We start from the raw sequence: 15,968 nt of genomic DNA on the forward strand, positions 1-15,968 counted from the left end.
TCACTCTGCGGTAGTAGCTCGGCCACTTCGGTCAAACAGCGGGCTATACGTATTCGACGACGAACCAAGAGCTTTGAAGCGACTCCATCAACTCCTAGCGCCATCATACCAGACGGTTCTTGCCGATGGGATCGGTGCTGCAGTTCCCATTCGTGTCGAGATTGGGTGCTCGCGGGGAACAATTCTTCGCGGATCGCAGATACCGCCAGTGCGGTTCTGTGTTGACTTGCCTTGTCCTGGATTGCCGGAAAGGTGTCGAAGACGAGGCGGTTCGCGGCATTCTTAGGGAGAGTCGTGTGGCGCTCGCATTGAACACCTGGTGCGTCGCATCAGTATCGCAGATTGCCGAAAGCCACAGGAACATATCGAGGAGAACTGTATGAGTAAGCAAGAGATAAGGTCGCCGTTGCCCGGAGTTTTCTATCGTAGTGCAAAGCCCGATACGCCCCCTACAAGAACAACGGCGATCTGGTGGCAGCCGGGGACACCATCGGCCTCGTTGAGGTGATGAAGTCGTTCCATGAAATCAAGGCTGACGTGAGCGGCAGCGCGATCCGCTTCCTTGTCGACAACGAGGACGCAGTCATGGCGGGCGATGTCCTTGCGGAAATCGAAGCATGATGATTAGATCGGTTCTTATCGCAAATCGGGGTGAAATCGCCGTACGCATCATTCGTGCAGCGAAGGCGCTCGGTTTGCGTACTATCCAGGTCCACAGTTCGGCCGATGCGGATTCGCTCGCTGTCCGGCTCGCCGACGAGGCGGTAGCGATCGGGCCAGCGGCGGCGAAGAAGTCCTATCTCAACATCCCGGCAATCATCGAGGCGGCGCGCCAAACGGGTGCCGATGCGGTTCACCCCGGCTATGGTTTCTTGGCCGAGAACGCCGATTTCGCCGACTCCGTGATGGCGGCGGGCATGCGTTTCGTCGGCCCTTCCGGAGACTCTATCCGGTTGCTGGGCGACAAAGTAGCGGCGCGGGAGGCGGCTAGCAAGGCCGGCGTGCCGACCGTGCCCGGGAGCGACGGCCGCATGTCGAGCGCTGCCGAGGCGGCAAGCATCGCTGCGGATATCGGCTTTCCCGTGATGATCAAGGCCGCGGCGGGGGTGGCGGGCGCGGCATCCGCATCATCCACGACGCTGACGATTTCGAGAAGCAATTCCTGCAGGCGTCGACGGAGGCCGAGGCCGCATTCGGAGACGGCGGGCTCTATGTCGAGAAGGTCATCCCGGCCGCCCGACACGTGGAGGTCCAGGTGCTCGGCGACGGCCGCAACTTCGTCCATTGCTTCGAGCGTGAATGCTCGCTCCAGCGGCGACGCCAGAAGGTATGGGAGGAAGCGCCCGCGTTCCGCCTGCCGGAGTCCGTGCGCCAGCGACTGTGCGCAAGCGCCGCCGACCTCGCTCGGTCGGTCGGCTATGTCGGTGCGGGCACGGTCGAATATCTTTACGACGACGCGACACAGAACTTTTTTTTCATCGAGGTCAACACCCGCATACAGGTCGAGCATCCCGTCACCGAGATGGTCACTGGCATCGACCTGGTGCAGGAGATGCTAAAAATCGCGGGCGGCGCGCCGCTTTCGATGCGGCAGGAAGATATCGCCATCGCCGGCCACGCCATCGAGTGCCGTATCAATGCGGAGGACCCGTTCAGGGATTTCCAGCCATGGCCCGGAACGGTGGAGGAGCTCTCGGTGCCGCAAGACGAACATGTGCGCTTCGACTCCATGCTGTACGAAGGCTACGTAGTCCCGCCCTTCTATGACTCGCTGCTGGGCAAACTCATCGTTCATGGACGGACGCGCGAACAATGCCTGAGCCGGCTTTCCGCCGCGCTTGAGGCTCTCGCGGTCGAAGGCATCCCCACAACGATCCCGCTCCACCGCGCTTTGGCCGCCGATCCGCAGGTGGCGAGCGGCGATATCCATACGCGCTTCCTCGAGCGCTGGCTTGAAAGCAAGTTCGCCGGGGCGGGCGGCAAGAGAGAGGTGGCCTGATGCAGTGCCGATATAGCTTCGGAGGCGACGAACACCTGTTCGTGGAGTGTGATGAGAGCATGTCGTTGGAGGCCTTCTTCAAGGGCCTGTCGACGACCAACGCAGTGAGGGACGCGGGCATACGCGGCATTACCGAGATATGCCCGAGCAACGCCTCCTTCCAGATCAAGTTCGATCCCGACGTGATCGCGCACGAAGATCTCCTGCGCGAGGTGCAGGCCATCGAGCGCGCCGCAGACAAGGCTGAGCCTGTTATCCGCACGCGCATCATCGAAATGCCTGTCTACTATCAAGACCCATGGACGCATGAGACACTGATGCGTTTTCGTGAACGGCATCAGGACCCCAATGCAACGGATATAGAATACGCCGCGCGCATCAACAATCTCGCCACCGTAGACGACTTCATCGCTGCTCACTCTGGCGCGCCATGGTTCGTGTCGATGGTGGGTTTCGTCGCGGGCTTGCCGTTTATGTACCAGATGGTGGATAGGCGCGGCAGCTCCAGGTGCCAAAATATCTCAGGCCGCGCACCGACACGCCGAAGCTGACCGTCGGCTATGGCGGCTGCTTCACAGCCATCTACTCTGTGCGCGGCGCCGGCGGCTACCAGATGCTCGGCATCACTCCGATGCCGATCTTCGATCCCGAACAAAAGGTCGGCTACCTGCAGGATTTCATGGTGTTTTTCCGCCCCGGCGACATCGTGAAATTCAAGTCGATTGGGCGCGAGGAATACGATCAAACGGTGGCTGATGTGGATGCCGGGCGCTTCACGCCTCCCATGAGCGACGTAACCTTCGACCTGCGGGAGTTCCAGAAAGACATCGACGGCTACAACGCGAGTCTGGAAGGAGCGATCCATGGGCGCTAGAGTCATCAAGCCGGGTCTGTTGACCACCGTGCAGGATCTCGGGCGGCCCGGCTACTTCCATCTCGGCATTCCGATCAGCGGGGCCATGGACAGGCTCGCCATGCGCGTCGCCAATTTGCTTGTAGGAAACGATGAGGCGGCAGCGGGACTGGAGGCGGTGTTCATCGGCCCCGAGCTTGAGTTCACGACCGACGCGATGATCGCGGTCACCGGTGCTGACATGCCATTCAAGATCGACGGAGAGGAAAAGCCCAGCTGGACCTCGATGGCCGTCAGGAAGGGCCAGGTACTTTCTTTCAACTTCCTCAGGAGCGGCGCGCGGGCCTATATCGCGTTTGCTGGCGGCGTCGATGTTCCGGAGGCGCTGGGTAGTCGCTCGACCTATCAGATCGGCGCGCTGGGCGGCTTCAAGGGGAGGGCAATCGCGGAGGACGACGAACTACCTTTCGGCGTCGGCTCCGCCGTGAAGGAAGGCCGCAGACTGCCGGAAGAACTGCGCCGAGGGCCCGGCAATCCGGCCGAGCTGCGCGTCCTGCCCGGCTTATATTCGCACCGTATCATCGAGGATGCGCAGAACGGCTTCTTCGAGGATATATGGAAGGTTGCGCCGGAGGCGGACCGGATGGGCTATCGCTTTCGCGGAGGGCGGCCGCTGACTTTCATGACGCGTGAGCAATCCTTCGGTGCGGGTTCCGACCCGTCGAACATCGTCGACAGCTGCTATCCCTACGGTTCCATACAGGTTCCCGGCGGAACCGAACCGATCATCCTGCATCGCGACGCGGTATCGGGCGGCGGCTACTTTACCGTCGGCACTGTCATCTCGGCCGACATGGACCTTATCGGTCAGTTGCAGCCGAATACCTCCGCACGCTTCGTCCGCGTCGGCATGGACGAATCTCTCAAGGCGCGCGCGGATCGTGCTCGGCTTCTCCAGAATATCAGGAGCGCACTCGACTGAAATACAGGGCGAACTGCCGTCAAGATGCCCGGCGGCAATAACGAAGAAGGGGAACTGCGATGAGAAAACTGTCAGCATTGATGCTTGCCACGGCCGTCTCGATGGCAGCACTGTCCCATGCGTTCGCTGAGGACTGGTTTCCTTACGATGCAGCGGCGGTAGAGCCGCCCTTCGCCGCCGACGGTGAGTCGGTCGACGTCTCTTACGTGCCGCTGGAGAAGGCTTCCCAGCCTTGGAACATCTGCGTGTCCTTCCCGCACATGAAGGATGCCTACTGGCTCGGTGTTGGCTACGGCGTGGCTGAGGAAGCCAAACGGCTCGGCGTCAGGATGAACCTCGTCGAAGCCGACGGCTACACCGAACTTGCCCGCCAAATCTCGCAGATCGAGAACTGCGTAGCCGGCGGGGCCCAGGCGGTTGTCATCGGCGCGATCTCGTTCGACGGCCTCAACAATCTCGTCGCCGAGCTCCGGCGCGAGGACATTCCCGTCATCGACGTCATCAACGGCATCTCCTCGCCGGAGATATCGGCAAAGTCGCTGGTTTCATTTCACACCATGGGCTACGAGGCCGGTCGATATCTGGCTAAGAGACACCCGGCCGGCAGCGAAGAGGTCGAGGTAGGCTGGTTCCCCGGCCCTGCAGGTGCGGGGTGGGTCGAGGCAGCCCATGCCGGGTTCAATGAGGCGGTCGCTGACGCAGCCATAAAGGTTCTGGAACCGAAATTCGGCGACACCGGTAAGGAAGTACAACTCAAACTAGTCGAGGACGTCCTGCAGGCCAATCCGGGCGTTCGATACATCGTCGGCACCGCTCCCACCGCAGAGGCGGCACAGGGCCTGATCCGCGAGCGCGGCCTGCAAGGCCAGGTAGAGTTGCTCTCCTTCTATATGACACCCGGCGTTTATGAAGGCATTCAGCGCGGCTTCATCCTCGCCTCGCCGGCCGACTCCATGGTTATCCAGGGACGCATCGCCATCGACCAGGCCGTGCGCATCCTGGAGGGCGAAGACTTCATCAAGCATGTCGGACCCAAGATATTCGTGGTCGATCCCGACAACATCGCCGATGTATCTCTGACCGACATCCTGCCGCCCGAGAACTACCGGCCGGTCTTCACCGTCAACTGAGCTTCAGGCACCAAGGTGGTCCCGCCAGCGTGGCGGGGCCACCCGAAACGAGAGACATCGATGGGCGAAGCACCGCTGGTAGAAATGACGGGGGTTTCCAAGGAGTTCCCCGGCGCTAAGGCACTGTCGGACGTCGATTTTCGCCTTGAGCGCGGCGAGGTCCATGTTCTGTTTGGCGAGAACGGAGCTGGAAAATCGACCCTGATCTCGATCCTCTCCGGGGTTTATCGGCCCACAGCGGGAACGCTGCGCATCGATGGAGAAGAGATCGAACTCAGCTCGGTCCAGGAAGCACGCGCCGCCGGCATCGGCACTGTCTTCCAGGAATTCTCGCTAGTTCCCACGTTGTCCGTGTTCGAAAACGTACATCTCGGCAAGGAACCCAGACGCGGTCTCTTTGTCGACCGCAGGGCAATGGAGGAGAGCACGAAGGCGCTCTTCGACGAACTCGGCTTCGAAATAGACGTCCGCACTCCGATTGCGCGTCTTTCCCGCGCCCAGCAGCAGATGGTGGAGATCGCTAAGGCGTTGCAAGCCAAGGCGCGGGTGCTGATACTCGACGAGCCGACCGCCTCACTGACCGAGAAGGAAACAGAGAAGCTGTTTTCCTTCATCCGACGCGCTCGCGACGGCGGCGTAGGCGTCATATACATCTCTCACCGAATTCAGGAGTTCGCCGCAATCGCGGACCAGATCACCGTGCTGCGCGACGGCAAGCTGATCGGCACCGTCGCCGCCCGCGAAATCTCGGAGGCCGCGCTGGTGGAACTGATGACCGGCCGGACAATCGACAAGGTCTACCCCCAGATCCGCCGGCAGAACGGCGGCGAGGCGCTGCTGTCGCTGCGCGGCATCCGCACAGCCGGCGTCAACGGGATCGACATCGACGTCCGCGCAGGCGAGGTGCTCGGGGTGGCGGGCCTGGTCGGGTCGGGGAAGTCGCGTGTCTGGCGCGGCATCCTCGGCCTGCAACCGCTCACCGCGGGCAAGGTGACAATGCGCGACCGCGACGTGACCGGCCTGGCCACACGCCGACTGCTGAGGTCCGGCATCTTCTATCTGCCACCGGACCGCAAGTCCGAAGGTCTGGTGCTTACTGCGTCCGCTCGCGAGAACATTCAACTCAACCTGCTTGACCGAGCTGATCTCACCGGCTTGCTGGGTATGCACTCGCCGACCCGCAGCCGTGCCGAAGCCGATGCGATCGGCACGCGCGTCGATCTGGCGCCTAAGGCCATGCCCAAGACCGTGGCCACGCTCTCCGGCGGCAACCAGCAGAAGGTGTTGTTCGGAAAGGGATTCGGCGAGGAACGGCTGGTCTACATCCTGGACGAGCCGACAGTGGGCGTCGACATGGGTACGCGTTCGCAGCTCTATCTTCTCATTCGCGATCTCACCGAGGCTGGCAAGGCGGTCGTCGTGGTTTCGTCCGACCTGCCCGAAGTCATGCATCTGTCGCATCGGCTCGTCGTCTTTTGCGGCGGTAGGATTTCCGCCGAGCTCGAGGGCACGGACATCTCAGAGGAGACCGTCCTAGGACACTTCTTCAATGGACAAAGGAATTCCGCGTGATGAGCTCGCCTGATGTCTTGAGCAGCACAGATTCATCGTCGCGCCGCCTCTCGGTTACCGGGGTGGCCAAGGCCGTCTTTCTGAAAGTGGGCGTGCTTCCTTTCTTCCTGGTCGTCGCGCTTGTCGTCTTCTCGCTGATCTCGGGTCAGTTCCTGTCGCTGCAGAACTTGACCAACGTCGCGCGGCAATCGGTGTACCTCATTCTCGTCTCGTTGGGCCAGATGATCGTGCTGATCACCGGCGGTTTCGATCTTGCTGTCGGCACCGCGATTGCGCTGACCTCCGTCGTGAGCGCGCTCGCAATGGTCGCGCTTGCCGCCGCCATGCCGGAGCATGTATGGCTCGTGATCACACTTGGTTGCCTTGCAGGCTTCGGAGCGGCGCTTGCAGTCGGCTGCCTCAACGGCATCGGGATTGCCCAATTCGGCGTTTCTCCCTTCATTATGACGCTGGGCGTGCAATCTGTCGGAGCGGGCACGGCTCTCTTTCTCACGGGCGGGGTGCCGGTCTCACGCCTGCCGCAAGAGTTCGGCAATACGTTCGGATTTGCCCGTGTGTACGGCATGCCCGTTCCGGTCATCATCGCGATCGTCGCCATCGTCGTGATCTGGATCGTCATGAATCGCACGAAGTTCGGCGCGCACGTCTACGCCGTCGGCGGCAACACCAAAGCCGCGCATCTATCGGGCGTACCGACAAAACGCGTCCTGTTTCTGGCCTATGTCATGTGCGCGCTGCTCGCGTCGCTGGCGGGCCTTCTGCTGACAGCTCGGGTGGAGTCGGGCGAGACCAATCTCGGCGGCTCCGTCGCTCTTGAATCGATCGCCGCCTGCGTGATCGCCGGCGTGTCGCTGCGAGGCGGAATAGGCCGCGTCGAGAGCGTGGTTTTGGGCGCTTTCTTCATCGTGCTCGTCCAGAACGGCATGAACATCGCCCAGATCGGCTCGTACCTTCAGATGGTCCTGCTCGGGAGCCTTCTGATCCTTGCGGTCATCCTCGACCAGTTCCGCTACCGGATGCTGGTTGGCCGCGCCTGACTCACCCGTTGATCACGAATTAAAGGAACCCCCTTATGTCAAGCTTCGCACCACTCCCGACTTTGGCTTCCACACTTGCCGGCGAACGGGCGCCCTTGATGCGCAAGTTTCTCCTCGCGACAGGGGGCTCGCTGGCGCTATGGATCTCGGCGAAGGTACAGGTTCCTTTCTACCCGGTTCCTTTCACGATGCAGACCTTCGTGGTGCTGGTGATAGGCATGAGCTTTGGTTGGCGTCTGGCAGCGGTGACTGTAGCCCTCTACCTCGCCCAGGGCGTAGTGGGACTGCCGGTTTTCGCTGGCTCGCCCGAGAAGGGCATCGGCCTCACCTACCTGGCCGGCCCCACGGGCGGGTATTTACTGGGGATGCTCCCGGCCGCGGCCCTGTGCGGTTGGCTTGCAGAACTGGGATGGGATCGCCATGTCTCGACCAGTGCGATCGCGATGCTGGCCGGCACTACCATCATCTACGCCTTCGGTCTGATCTGGCTAGGGTCGGTCATCGGCTGGGAAATGCCGGTGCTTCAGTTTGGATTGATTCCGTTCATTCCGGGCGACGCCCTTAAGATCGTTCTGGCGACGATCGCGCTGCCGCTGGCGTGGAAGATCGTCAACAAGATCTCGTCGGATCAGAAATAGGACAAACGCGATAGTCGAGTGAACGATCGGCTTTGCTACCCTGATTGTGATCGGCGATCGCTCCCGTGGGCTGCGTTCGCCGGTCACGAACGTTTCGCGGCCCAGCCGCGTCGAGGGCAGGAAACAAAGGACGAAGCGTTTCGTACCACTCACGAACGGAGGTTTTGATGACCTGTAATGTGGCTGATGCGACGGACGGGCGTGAAGGTGAATTTCGGCCTGGTTGCTACTTTACGGGTGCCAACGCCATAATTGCCCGTAGCGAGCTGCTGATTGCGAAGCTTCCTGGCATTTGCGGTGATCTCGCTGTCTTCAGGCGGTTTGACCTATCATCGAGGGAGCCGACGATCCAGTGACGGCTTCGCAGCGTCTCGATCGGTATGATGCGATGCTTCGGGGGCTTGCTCGGAGGAGTCATCTGCGATTGCTGACCCCCGCAATGGGATCGATTTTTCATCCAACGACTATCTAGGTCTTGCTACGTCCCAGCGACTGACCTGCACTTTGACCGACGCGCTTGCCGCCGGCACGCAGGTCGGGGCCACGGGTTCACGCCTCCTGCGAGGCAATACGCCGGAGCATGAACAGTTGGAGACCGTTGCGGCACGGTTTTTCCGTGCCGAGAGCGCCTTGTTCTTCAGCAGTGGCTATCTCGCCAACTTCGCTGTTCTCACCACGCTGCTCCAGAAAGGCGACCTGATCGTCATTGACCGGTCCGTGCATGTCATTACGCGCGAGGCCGCGCGAGCGTGCCGTGCGAAGGTCACAGAAGTCCCCCACAACGACGTGCAAGCGATCGATGGAGCCATCGCCGCATGGCGAACGGCTGGCGGGAAAGGCCACGCCTGGATCGCGGTGGAGAGCCTCTACAGCATGGATGGCGATCACGCGCCACTGGCTGAGATCGCCGCTCTCGCTGATCGCCGTGATGCCTTTCTTTTTATCGACGAGGCGCACGCGACCGGTGTTTTCGGTCCCGACGGGCGCGGACTTGCCCATCACCTGGAGGGCCGCGAGAATGTCCTGGTGCTCCACAGTTGCGGAAAGGCCCTCGGTTGCTTCGGTGCTCTCGTGACCGCACCAAGTGTGCTACGCGAGTTCCTCGTGAACCATTGCCTGCCATTCATGTATGCGACCGCCCCTTCGCCGCTGATTGCGGTGGCGGTTACAGAGGCACTCGCCATCCTTCGTGACGAGCCCGAGCGCCGTGCCCATCTTGCGGAACTCGTCTCCTTCGCCAACAAAACAATTCTGGACCGGTGCGGAATTGAGCCGAGCGGATCGCACATCGTTCCCGTTATCATCGGCGACAATAGTCGGGCAATGGCAATTGCTGCCGCCCTTCAGGCGCGCGGCTTTGATCTGCGCGGTATCCGTCCCCCGACTGTGCCCGTGGGCACGTCGCGCTTGCGGATCTCCCTTACCCTCAACGTCAAGAAAACCGATGTCTCCAATATGGTCGAAGCATTGATCGAGGAACTCGAGAGCAACGCCGTGTAAGTTCGAACATTGTTGGATCTCCTCTCTTCGGCGTTGACGAGATCGCCTTGCCCGGAGCGGTCACCTCTACGTGTCGTCTCGGCGGAAACTGTCAATCAAGCTTACACCCGTTCCACAGCCGCCCTGGTTCTGGTTCGCTCCCGGCCGGTATCGGCATGTACCGACCACCTCGGCGCAGTCTGACCGCGCTGGCACGCATTCATCAATCGATCTCCATCTCGTCTTGCGGACTCGGTTCCGTCAGAACCGCAGGGAGATGTCGCGATGATGGGCCAGACAGCTCGCCACTCCGAGCGCCTGTGGGCGGTCAAACCGATCCTGCACCCGCAGGCCAAGCGTCGAGCGCGTTTCGGCCTCAAGTGCCGCGAGAGGCGGCAGCAGATCCGGCGTCGCATCCAACCGCCACTGAACCTCGCCACGTAGCGTCTCGACGGCCGATTCCACCGCCTGGCGCCCGCCATCTGGTGATGTCGCAAGGTCGCGACGCAATCTCCCAACTGCTTCGCGCGCCGCGTTGCTTCCGGCTATGTTGCCCAGGCGCCGATCCAGGTCCTGGAACGTCTCGCCCAGCTCATCGACGGCGGACGACTCGATCCGAACGGCCAGATTCTCGATCTCGGCCGTGATCGCCTCCAATTCGCTGCCGGTGCGGATCGCCTGCGTGATATCACGGATCGTCGTATATGACCGCTCGGAGGCTTGGCGGAATGCTCCCCTGATCTGCTGCTCCTCGCGTACAAGGACTAGAAACCCATCATGTGCTTCATCCCAACTCGCTGGTATGGCCGCTTGCGCCTGGGCTTTGCTGGCTGCGAGTTCCTCGATCTCTGCGTCGATCCGCTGGCGGGCGGCTACGGCATCGGCTGCGTCGCCGCGATGCGCCCGCAGCCGCCGCTGAAGATTATCAACCCGGATGTCGATACGCGCGATCTCGCGACGGATCGCCGAAACCTGCTGGTGGAGCGGCCGATAGTCGGGAGTCGCTGCCTCGATGCGGGCGGTCACGGCGCTGAGATTGTCCATTTGGTCGAAGCTTTCCTCGTATCCGGCCATCGCCTGCTCCAGTTGGTCGGCACGATCGGCCGGTAGATCATCGATCGCGCCGCGTATCTCCGCCAGGCGCTGCCTCACGCTCTCTTCCTGGCGAGGCACTTGATCGGAGAGCATATGCTCGACACAATATTGGAGACGCGGATTGCGCGGCGGCGGTGCGGTTTCGGAAAGCAGCGAAACACGAGACGGCAGGTAGTTCACAAGTTGCGGATTGAGGCCGACGATCACCAGCGCAACGACTTGCAAGGTAACGAAGGGTATGATGCCCTTGTACATGCTGATCGTCTTGACGGCGGCGGAGGCCACCCCCGCAAATAGAGGAGCGCGAAGCCGAACGGAGGCGTCAGGAAAGAGGTCTGCATATTGAGGCCGATCATGACGCCGAGCCAGACGGCCGTCACATTGGCCTCGGGGTTCATGAGCAGGATCGGCGCCACGATCGGCACGACGACGATGGCGATCTCGATGTAGTCGAGGAAGAAGCCAAGCAGATATATGACCAGCATCACGATCGAGAACTGTACCCAGAAACCACCGGGCAGGCCCGTGAGGAAGTCCTTCACTATAACTTCCCCGCCAAAGGCGCGGAAGGCCGCAATCAACATGGCCGCGCCCAGCAGGATGATGAAGACGAGTGTCGTCATTTTTGTGGTCTCGATCATCACTTGGCGCAGCGTGTCGTTGATCCTGAAGGTCCTGAGCGCGCTCCAACCGAGAGCAGACAGCATGATCACGACAATCACCGCCAGCGTCACGCCCACATGTGCCCCGGTCATGTCGACGAGACGTATGTTGAGATTGAACGCCCGGCCGAGAATGTAGAGGATCAGCAGACTGGCCACGGCGATGATCGCCGGCCAGTACCGGCGCGGGCCCGAGTGAAGCTTGTAACCCGCCATCACGGTCGCGCCAGCAGCACCGATCGCGCCAGCCTGTGTGACCGTGGCCACGCCGGTGATGATGGAACCTAGAACCAGAACGATCAACAGCAGCGGGGGAATGACGGCAAAAAAGACATCGATCCAGAAGGTCCGGTCCATCTTGCCTTCGACAGGCACGGCCGGCGCGTTCTTCGGGCGCAGCAGGCCGTAGACCAGGATGAACGCCATATAGAGGCCGATCAGGACGAAACCAGGCAGGAGCGCGCCCATGAACAGGTCGCCGGCCGAGGTCGGCACCACCGAGAACTCCGACGGCATAGACATCTCGCCGGTGGCGGCTTGATACTCTTGCTGGCGAAGCTGCGCGGCCTGGTCAACGGCTGAGGACAACTGATCCGCCAGAATGATGAGCACGATCGACGGCGGGATGATCTGGCCAAGCGTGCCAGATGCGAGAATTGAGCCGGTAGCAAGCGGATGGCTGTAATTGTTGCGTATCATCGCGGGCAGTGAGATGAGCCCCATGGCGACCACGGTTGCGCCGACGATCCCGGTAGTTCCAGCGAGCAGGGCACCGACGAAGATAACGGATATTCCCAGCCCGCCAGGCAGTCCGCCAAACAGTTTTGCCATCGTCACCAGCAGCGACTCCGCGATCTCGGACCGCTGGAGCATGATGCCCATAAAGACGAACAGGGGGATCGCAATCAGCGTGTCCCGATCTGCCTCCCAATAGGTTCCACGGAAGTTCGTGACGCCCGCGTTCAGCCATTCGATCGCGGATCCGTGCATGAAGTAGGCACTCGCATCGCTCGCGAACAGCCAGCCCGACAATGCGGCTAGGCCAATGGTGATGATTGCCGAACCGGGAAGCGCGAAAGCGACCGGGAATCCGACGCCGAGCGTGAACATCATTAGAAGCAGCAAAATGATAAGGAAGAGAAGCTCCATCGGGGGTTACCCTTCCATGGGTTTGAGTTCGCGTTTCTGCTGGTCCTCGGGGACGGACTCGCCGAGCGAACGCCATTCGGCAAGCGACTTCAGCACGACCGACGCGAACTGAAACATCATGGTGACAGCGAAGACGCCAAGATAGATGGCCAGCAGGTATTTGGTCATCATTCCGTAACTCTGCTGACCCTGCTCGAAACGCAGAAACGGCCCCACGATGGGGCTAGCATTTGATGCCGTTGCGACTATCAGAATTGTCCAGCACATCGTCATGCCAATGAGGACGGCGCCGAGGCCGTTCACAAGCGCTTTCGCCCTTCGTGTCATGGTCGAATAAAAGATGTCGACGCGCACATGCCCGTCCTCCACGAGCAAGTAGGCGGAGGCGAAAAGGAACAGCGCCGCGTACCACATGCGCACCAGATCGGCGATCAACGCCTGTTCGTAGGAGAAGACGTAACGGCCAATGACCAGCACCAGCTGGACAACCACGACTAGCAAGGCGAGCCAGATGAATCCGAGCGTGCGCGTAAAGAAGCCTGCAACCAGACCGGCCAGGAAGAACGGCGTATGGACGTATGCCGCGCGCCAGCGCGTCTGGCCCAGGAGCCCTGCGGTCTCGCTGCCGACCAAAGCAGACAGGAGCCCCTCGACACGCAGGAACGACACGGTTGCGTCGGCCATGCCGATGAACAACACGGAGAAGAATGCCGCCCGCGCAATGTAGGCGACAAGCCCGTCAATACGTGCGGCGTCGCCGAGCAGACTGACAGGTCGCAACGCCAGAATGACGGCAACCGCGACAGCAACTGCGTATCCGGCCGCTGCCCAGTAGCCGCCGGTTCCCCGCAACATTCTGGAGGCGGGAGATTGCCCCTGCCAATACACCAGCCATGCCTCGAGCAGGAATGCGAAGGTGATTGTCACCGTGCCCCATGCAAACAACCGCAACAGCGTTCCGAAAACGTCATGTGCGTGTGCATCGGTGCGCGTCATGCAACCATCCCCAAACCATTGCTCGCGGAAAATTCCATGTAGCCAGTGCCCTTATTGAACCGCGGGCGTACACGCCAGGAGAGCGACGCCCGCGGTCGACGCATGCGCTCGACTACTCCAGTCCGAGCACCCGGTTACGCTCTTGCAGATACGCGACGTCGGCGATGTTCATCCAACCTCCAACCTCTCGGCGCGCATGCAGGAAAGCCTCGTGCATGCGGTTTGCAAGATCCGAATGCTGCCGGATTTCGTCGAATGTCTGTTCGGCCGCAGCACCGAATGCATCGTAGATTTCGGGGTTGAAGCGGCGAAGCTGTACGCCGTGATCGTTTACGAGCCGGCTGAGATACAAGCCATTATTGGCGTTGAATTCAGCCGTCATCCTGTCGTTCTCTTCGTGACATGCCGCCTCGATCGCGGCCTGTTGCCATGCGGGAAGGGCAGTGAGCCACGACTTGTTGACGCCAAGGGACATAGCCGCGCCAGGCTCATGCACACCAGGCCAATAATAATAGCGTGCGGCTTGGTGCAGGTTGAGGAAGAAGTCGTTCCACGGGCCAATGAACTCGGTCGCGTCAATTGCGCCCGAGATGAGATTCTCGAAAATCTGGCCGCCCGAGAGCGTCACGATCGAGACGCCCATATTGGCCATCATGTCACCGCCGATGCCCGGAATTCGCATGCGTAAACCCCGGAAGTCATCAGGGCCGTTGACCTCCTTGTTGAACCACCCACCCATTTGTACGCCGTTGTTGCCGGCAAGAAACCCTTTGATATCGTATTGCTCTCCCAGCTCGTCCCAAAGTTCCTGGCCACCCATCCAATGGATGAATGCGTTCTGTTCCACATAGTTGAGACCGAACGGCACGGTGGTGATGTAGGACCATGCTGGGTGTACACCCTTCCAGTAATAATCGGTTGAGTGATATGCCTGAGCGTTGCCCGAAGAGACGGCGTCGAAGACATCAAACGCACCGACGCGCTCGCCTGCTGCGTAGTACTCGGTAGCAATCGCTCCGTCCGTCAACTCCTCGATACGCACGGCCAGGCGTTGAGCCCCCGTTCCGAGTCCGGGCAGGTCACGTGGCCACGATGAAACGATCACCATGGGTGTTCGAGCCTGTGCGATCGCGGGAGCGCCGAGCGTAGATGCGGCTGCTGCGCCAGCACTGCCAATTCCGGCAGTTTTGATGAATGACCTGCGGTCCATGCGGTCCTCCTCCATGTGAGAATCGATAGCGACACTCCGGCGTCGCTGCGAGAGGCGTGTTCCCGTCGCTACACTCGCTGACGCCGCGTCACATTTGAACCATGACTCAACTGAAGCCGTCAAGTGCATATGTAGCGTTTCACGCGATCAAAGCGCAAATCTGAAGGTACCTCCGAATTCGGCGCTCTCCGAAGACGGATGCTATTGGAATATAAACAAAGGCCGCAAAGGCTGCCAAAGTCATCTAAACGGCGCCGTGGCAGGCGATTTATCGACTCAGGTTAGAGGTGCGCTTTGCCTATGAAAAAGGCATACTGGGGAGAATTTATGCGCGTGAGGCAGCGAAGATCAGTGCCCCCTCCTCCTCGATGCGTTCGCCGGCTCCGAGATCCTGAGCCTTGAGGAGCACGACACGGAGATCCGAGAGGGTCGCGGCCATGACGGTCTTTCCGCCCTGATCGATCTCGTCGCGCTTCGTCCCCTCCCGGCGGACGCTAACTGCGGCATAGGCGGAGGGCTTTAAGGTTGCCTTAAGCTCGGAGGCGTCCGCTCACGCCAACAGCATCATCTGGAGCTTTGGACATGCATGAGCGGCGCGTGCGCAAATCCGCGTTTCTTCCTCCCGCCATTGTCTGCCGAGATGATCCTCAACGATCCGGAGACGCCGGTCGGCGGCAATCCGAACGGCGACGTGACCATCGTCTCGTTCTTCGACTACAACTGCCCGTTCTGCAAACGCACCGTCGCGCCGCTGAATGCCGTGCTGGCCTCGGACGGGAATGTACGTCACGTCTACAAGGACTGGCCGATCCTCGCACAGTCGTCCGTTTACGGTGCCAAGCTCGCGCTCGCGGCGAAGTTTCAGGACCGGTACGAGGACGCGCTGATGGGCATCGAAGGCTCGCGTGTGCCCGAAGAGCGCATGCGCCAAGCGCTGGAAGGCGTCGGCTTCGACATGACGGCACTTGAGACCGAAGCCAACCGTCGCGACGCGGAGATCACCACCCTCCTTCAGCGCAACAACTCGCAGGCGGAGGGGCTCGGCCTGCAAGGCACGCCCGTCTTCCTGATCGGTCCCTTCCTGGTCGCCTCCGCTCTCGACGAGGACGGTTTCCGCCAGGTCGTAGCCGACGCACGTGAAGCGTCGTGACGCGCGCCCGATCAAA

General features: G+C 61.0%; 10 protein-coding genes and 4 pseudogenes. 10 read left to right on the top strand and 4 right to left on the bottom strand.

Annotation, left to right across the window (positions count from 1 at the left end; all coding sequences use genetic code 11):
* Positions 1–379: 379 nt before the first annotated feature.
* From HK436_RS29460 to HK436_RS29500, 9 genes and pseudogenes are all read left to right on the top strand, one after another.
* Positions 380–621: pseudogene (locus HK436_RS29460) on the top strand (acetyl-CoA carboxylase).
* A pseudogene (locus HK436_RS29465) lies at positions 618–1,999 on the top strand (acetyl-CoA carboxylase biotin carboxylase subunit). Before HK436_RS29460 ends, HK436_RS29465 begins: the two co-directional pseudogenes overlap by 4 nt.
* Positions 1,999–2,873, top strand: a pseudogene (locus HK436_RS29470) (5-oxoprolinase subunit B family protein). The pseudogenes HK436_RS29465 and HK436_RS29470 overlap by 1 nt, the downstream one beginning before the upstream one ends.
* On the top strand, positions 2,863–3,834 hold the full coding sequence (locus HK436_RS29475; protein WP_173195122.1) for a 5-oxoprolinase subunit C family protein: 972 nt from the start codon (positions 2,863–2,865) through the stop codon (positions 3,832–3,834). The pseudogene HK436_RS29470 and the gene HK436_RS29475 overlap by 11 nt, the downstream one beginning before the upstream one ends.
* A 59-nt stretch (positions 3,835–3,893) precedes the next feature.
* Positions 3,894–4,964: a TMAO reductase system periplasmic protein TorT gene (torT, locus tag HK436_RS29480; protein ID WP_173195123.1), complete on the top strand. Its 1,071-nt coding sequence runs from the start codon at positions 3,894–3,896 to the stop codon at positions 4,962–4,964.
* A gap of 60 nt (positions 4,965–5,024) precedes the next feature.
* Positions 5,025–6,536, top strand: a complete 1,512-nt coding sequence (locus tag HK436_RS29485; protein WP_173195124.1) for a sugar ABC transporter ATP-binding protein — start codon at positions 5,025–5,027, stop codon at positions 6,534–6,536.
* On the top strand, positions 6,536–7,573 hold the full coding sequence (locus tag HK436_RS29490; RefSeq protein WP_173195125.1) for an ABC transporter permease: 1,038 nt from the start codon (positions 6,536–6,538) through the stop codon (positions 7,571–7,573). The genes HK436_RS29485 and HK436_RS29490 overlap by 1 nt, the downstream gene beginning before the upstream one ends.
* A gap of 98 nt (positions 7,574–7,671) precedes the next feature.
* Positions 7,672–8,211, top strand: coding sequence for a biotin transporter BioY (locus HK436_RS29495; protein ID WP_173195126.1), 540 nt, complete (start codon positions 7,672–7,674; stop codon positions 8,209–8,211).
* Positions 8,212–8,599: 388 nt separating this feature from the next.
* A pseudogene (locus HK436_RS29500) lies at positions 8,600–9,711 on the top strand (8-amino-7-oxononanoate synthase).
* Positions 9,712–9,951: 240 nt separating this feature from the next.
* Here HK436_RS29500 and HK436_RS30845 read toward each other — a convergent pair.
* The 4 genes from HK436_RS30845 to HK436_RS29515 form a co-directional block, all read right to left on the bottom strand.
* Entirely contained in the window at positions 9,952–11,040 is a 1,089-nt protein-coding gene (locus tag HK436_RS30845) for a hypothetical protein (protein ID WP_206680658.1), read from the bottom strand.
* Complete coding sequence (locus HK436_RS30850) at positions 10,989–12,596, bottom strand: TRAP transporter large permease (protein ID WP_206680659.1); 1,608 nt, start codon at positions 12,594–12,596, stop codon at positions 10,989–10,991. The genes HK436_RS30845 and HK436_RS30850 overlap by 52 nt, the downstream gene beginning before the upstream one ends.
* 6 nt (positions 12,597–12,602) lie before the next feature.
* Positions 12,603–13,592, bottom strand: a complete 990-nt coding sequence (locus HK436_RS29510) for a TRAP transporter small permease subunit (protein ID WP_173195127.1) — start codon at positions 13,590–13,592, stop codon at positions 12,603–12,605.
* A 112-nt stretch (positions 13,593–13,704) separates the two neighbouring features.
* On the bottom strand, positions 13,705–14,802 hold the full coding sequence (locus HK436_RS29515; RefSeq protein WP_173195128.1) for a TRAP transporter substrate-binding protein: 1,098 nt from the start codon (positions 14,800–14,802) through the stop codon (positions 13,705–13,707).
* Positions 14,803–15,388: 586 nt separating this feature from the next.
* On the opposite strand from HK436_RS29515, the gene HK436_RS29520 reads away from it, so the two are divergent.
* Positions 15,389–15,952: a DsbA family protein gene (locus tag HK436_RS29520; protein ID WP_173195129.1), complete on the top strand. Its 564-nt coding sequence runs from the start codon at positions 15,389–15,391 to the stop codon at positions 15,950–15,952.
* Positions 15,953–15,968: the final 16 nt, after the last annotated feature.

It is taken from the genome of Neoaquamicrobium sediminum, from assembly GCF_013240295.1.
In the GTDB taxonomy this organism is placed as follows: domain Bacteria; phylum Pseudomonadota; class Alphaproteobacteria; order Rhizobiales; family Rhizobiaceae; genus Aerobium; species Aerobium sediminum.

Coding starts and splice junctions, on each gene's coding strand:
- HK436_RS29475 (WP_173195122.1), top strand. CDS start 2,863: ATGGGCGCTAGAGTCATCAAGCCGGGTCTGTTGACCACCGTGCAGGAT.
- torT (WP_173195123.1), top strand. CDS start 3,894: ATGAGAAAACTGTCAGCATTGATGCTTGCCACGGCCGTCTCGATGGCA.
- HK436_RS29485 (WP_173195124.1), top strand. CDS start 5,025: ATGGGCGAAGCACCGCTGGTAGAAATGACGGGGGTTTCCAAGGAGTTC.
- HK436_RS29490 (WP_173195125.1), top strand. CDS start 6,536: ATGAGCTCGCCTGATGTCTTGAGCAGCACAGATTCATCGTCGCGCCGC.
- HK436_RS29495 (WP_173195126.1), top strand. CDS start 7,672: ATGCGCAAGTTTCTCCTCGCGACAGGGGGCTCGCTGGCGCTATGGATC.
- HK436_RS30845 (WP_206680658.1), bottom strand. CDS start 11,040: ATGTACAAGGGCATCATACCCTTCGTTACCTTGCAAGTCGTTGCGCTG.
- HK436_RS30850 (WP_206680659.1), bottom strand. CDS start 12,596: ATGGAGCTTCTCTTCCTTATCATTTTGCTGCTTCTAATGATGTTCACG.
- HK436_RS29510 (WP_173195127.1), bottom strand. CDS start 13,592: ATGACGCGCACCGATGCACACGCACATGACGTTTTCGGAACGCTGTTG.
- HK436_RS29515 (WP_173195128.1), bottom strand. CDS start 14,802: ATGGACCGCAGGTCATTCATCAAAACTGCCGGAATTGGCAGTGCTGGC.
- HK436_RS29520 (WP_173195129.1), top strand. CDS start 15,389: ATGAGCGGCGCGTGCGCAAATCCGCGTTTCTTCCTCCCGCCATTGTCT.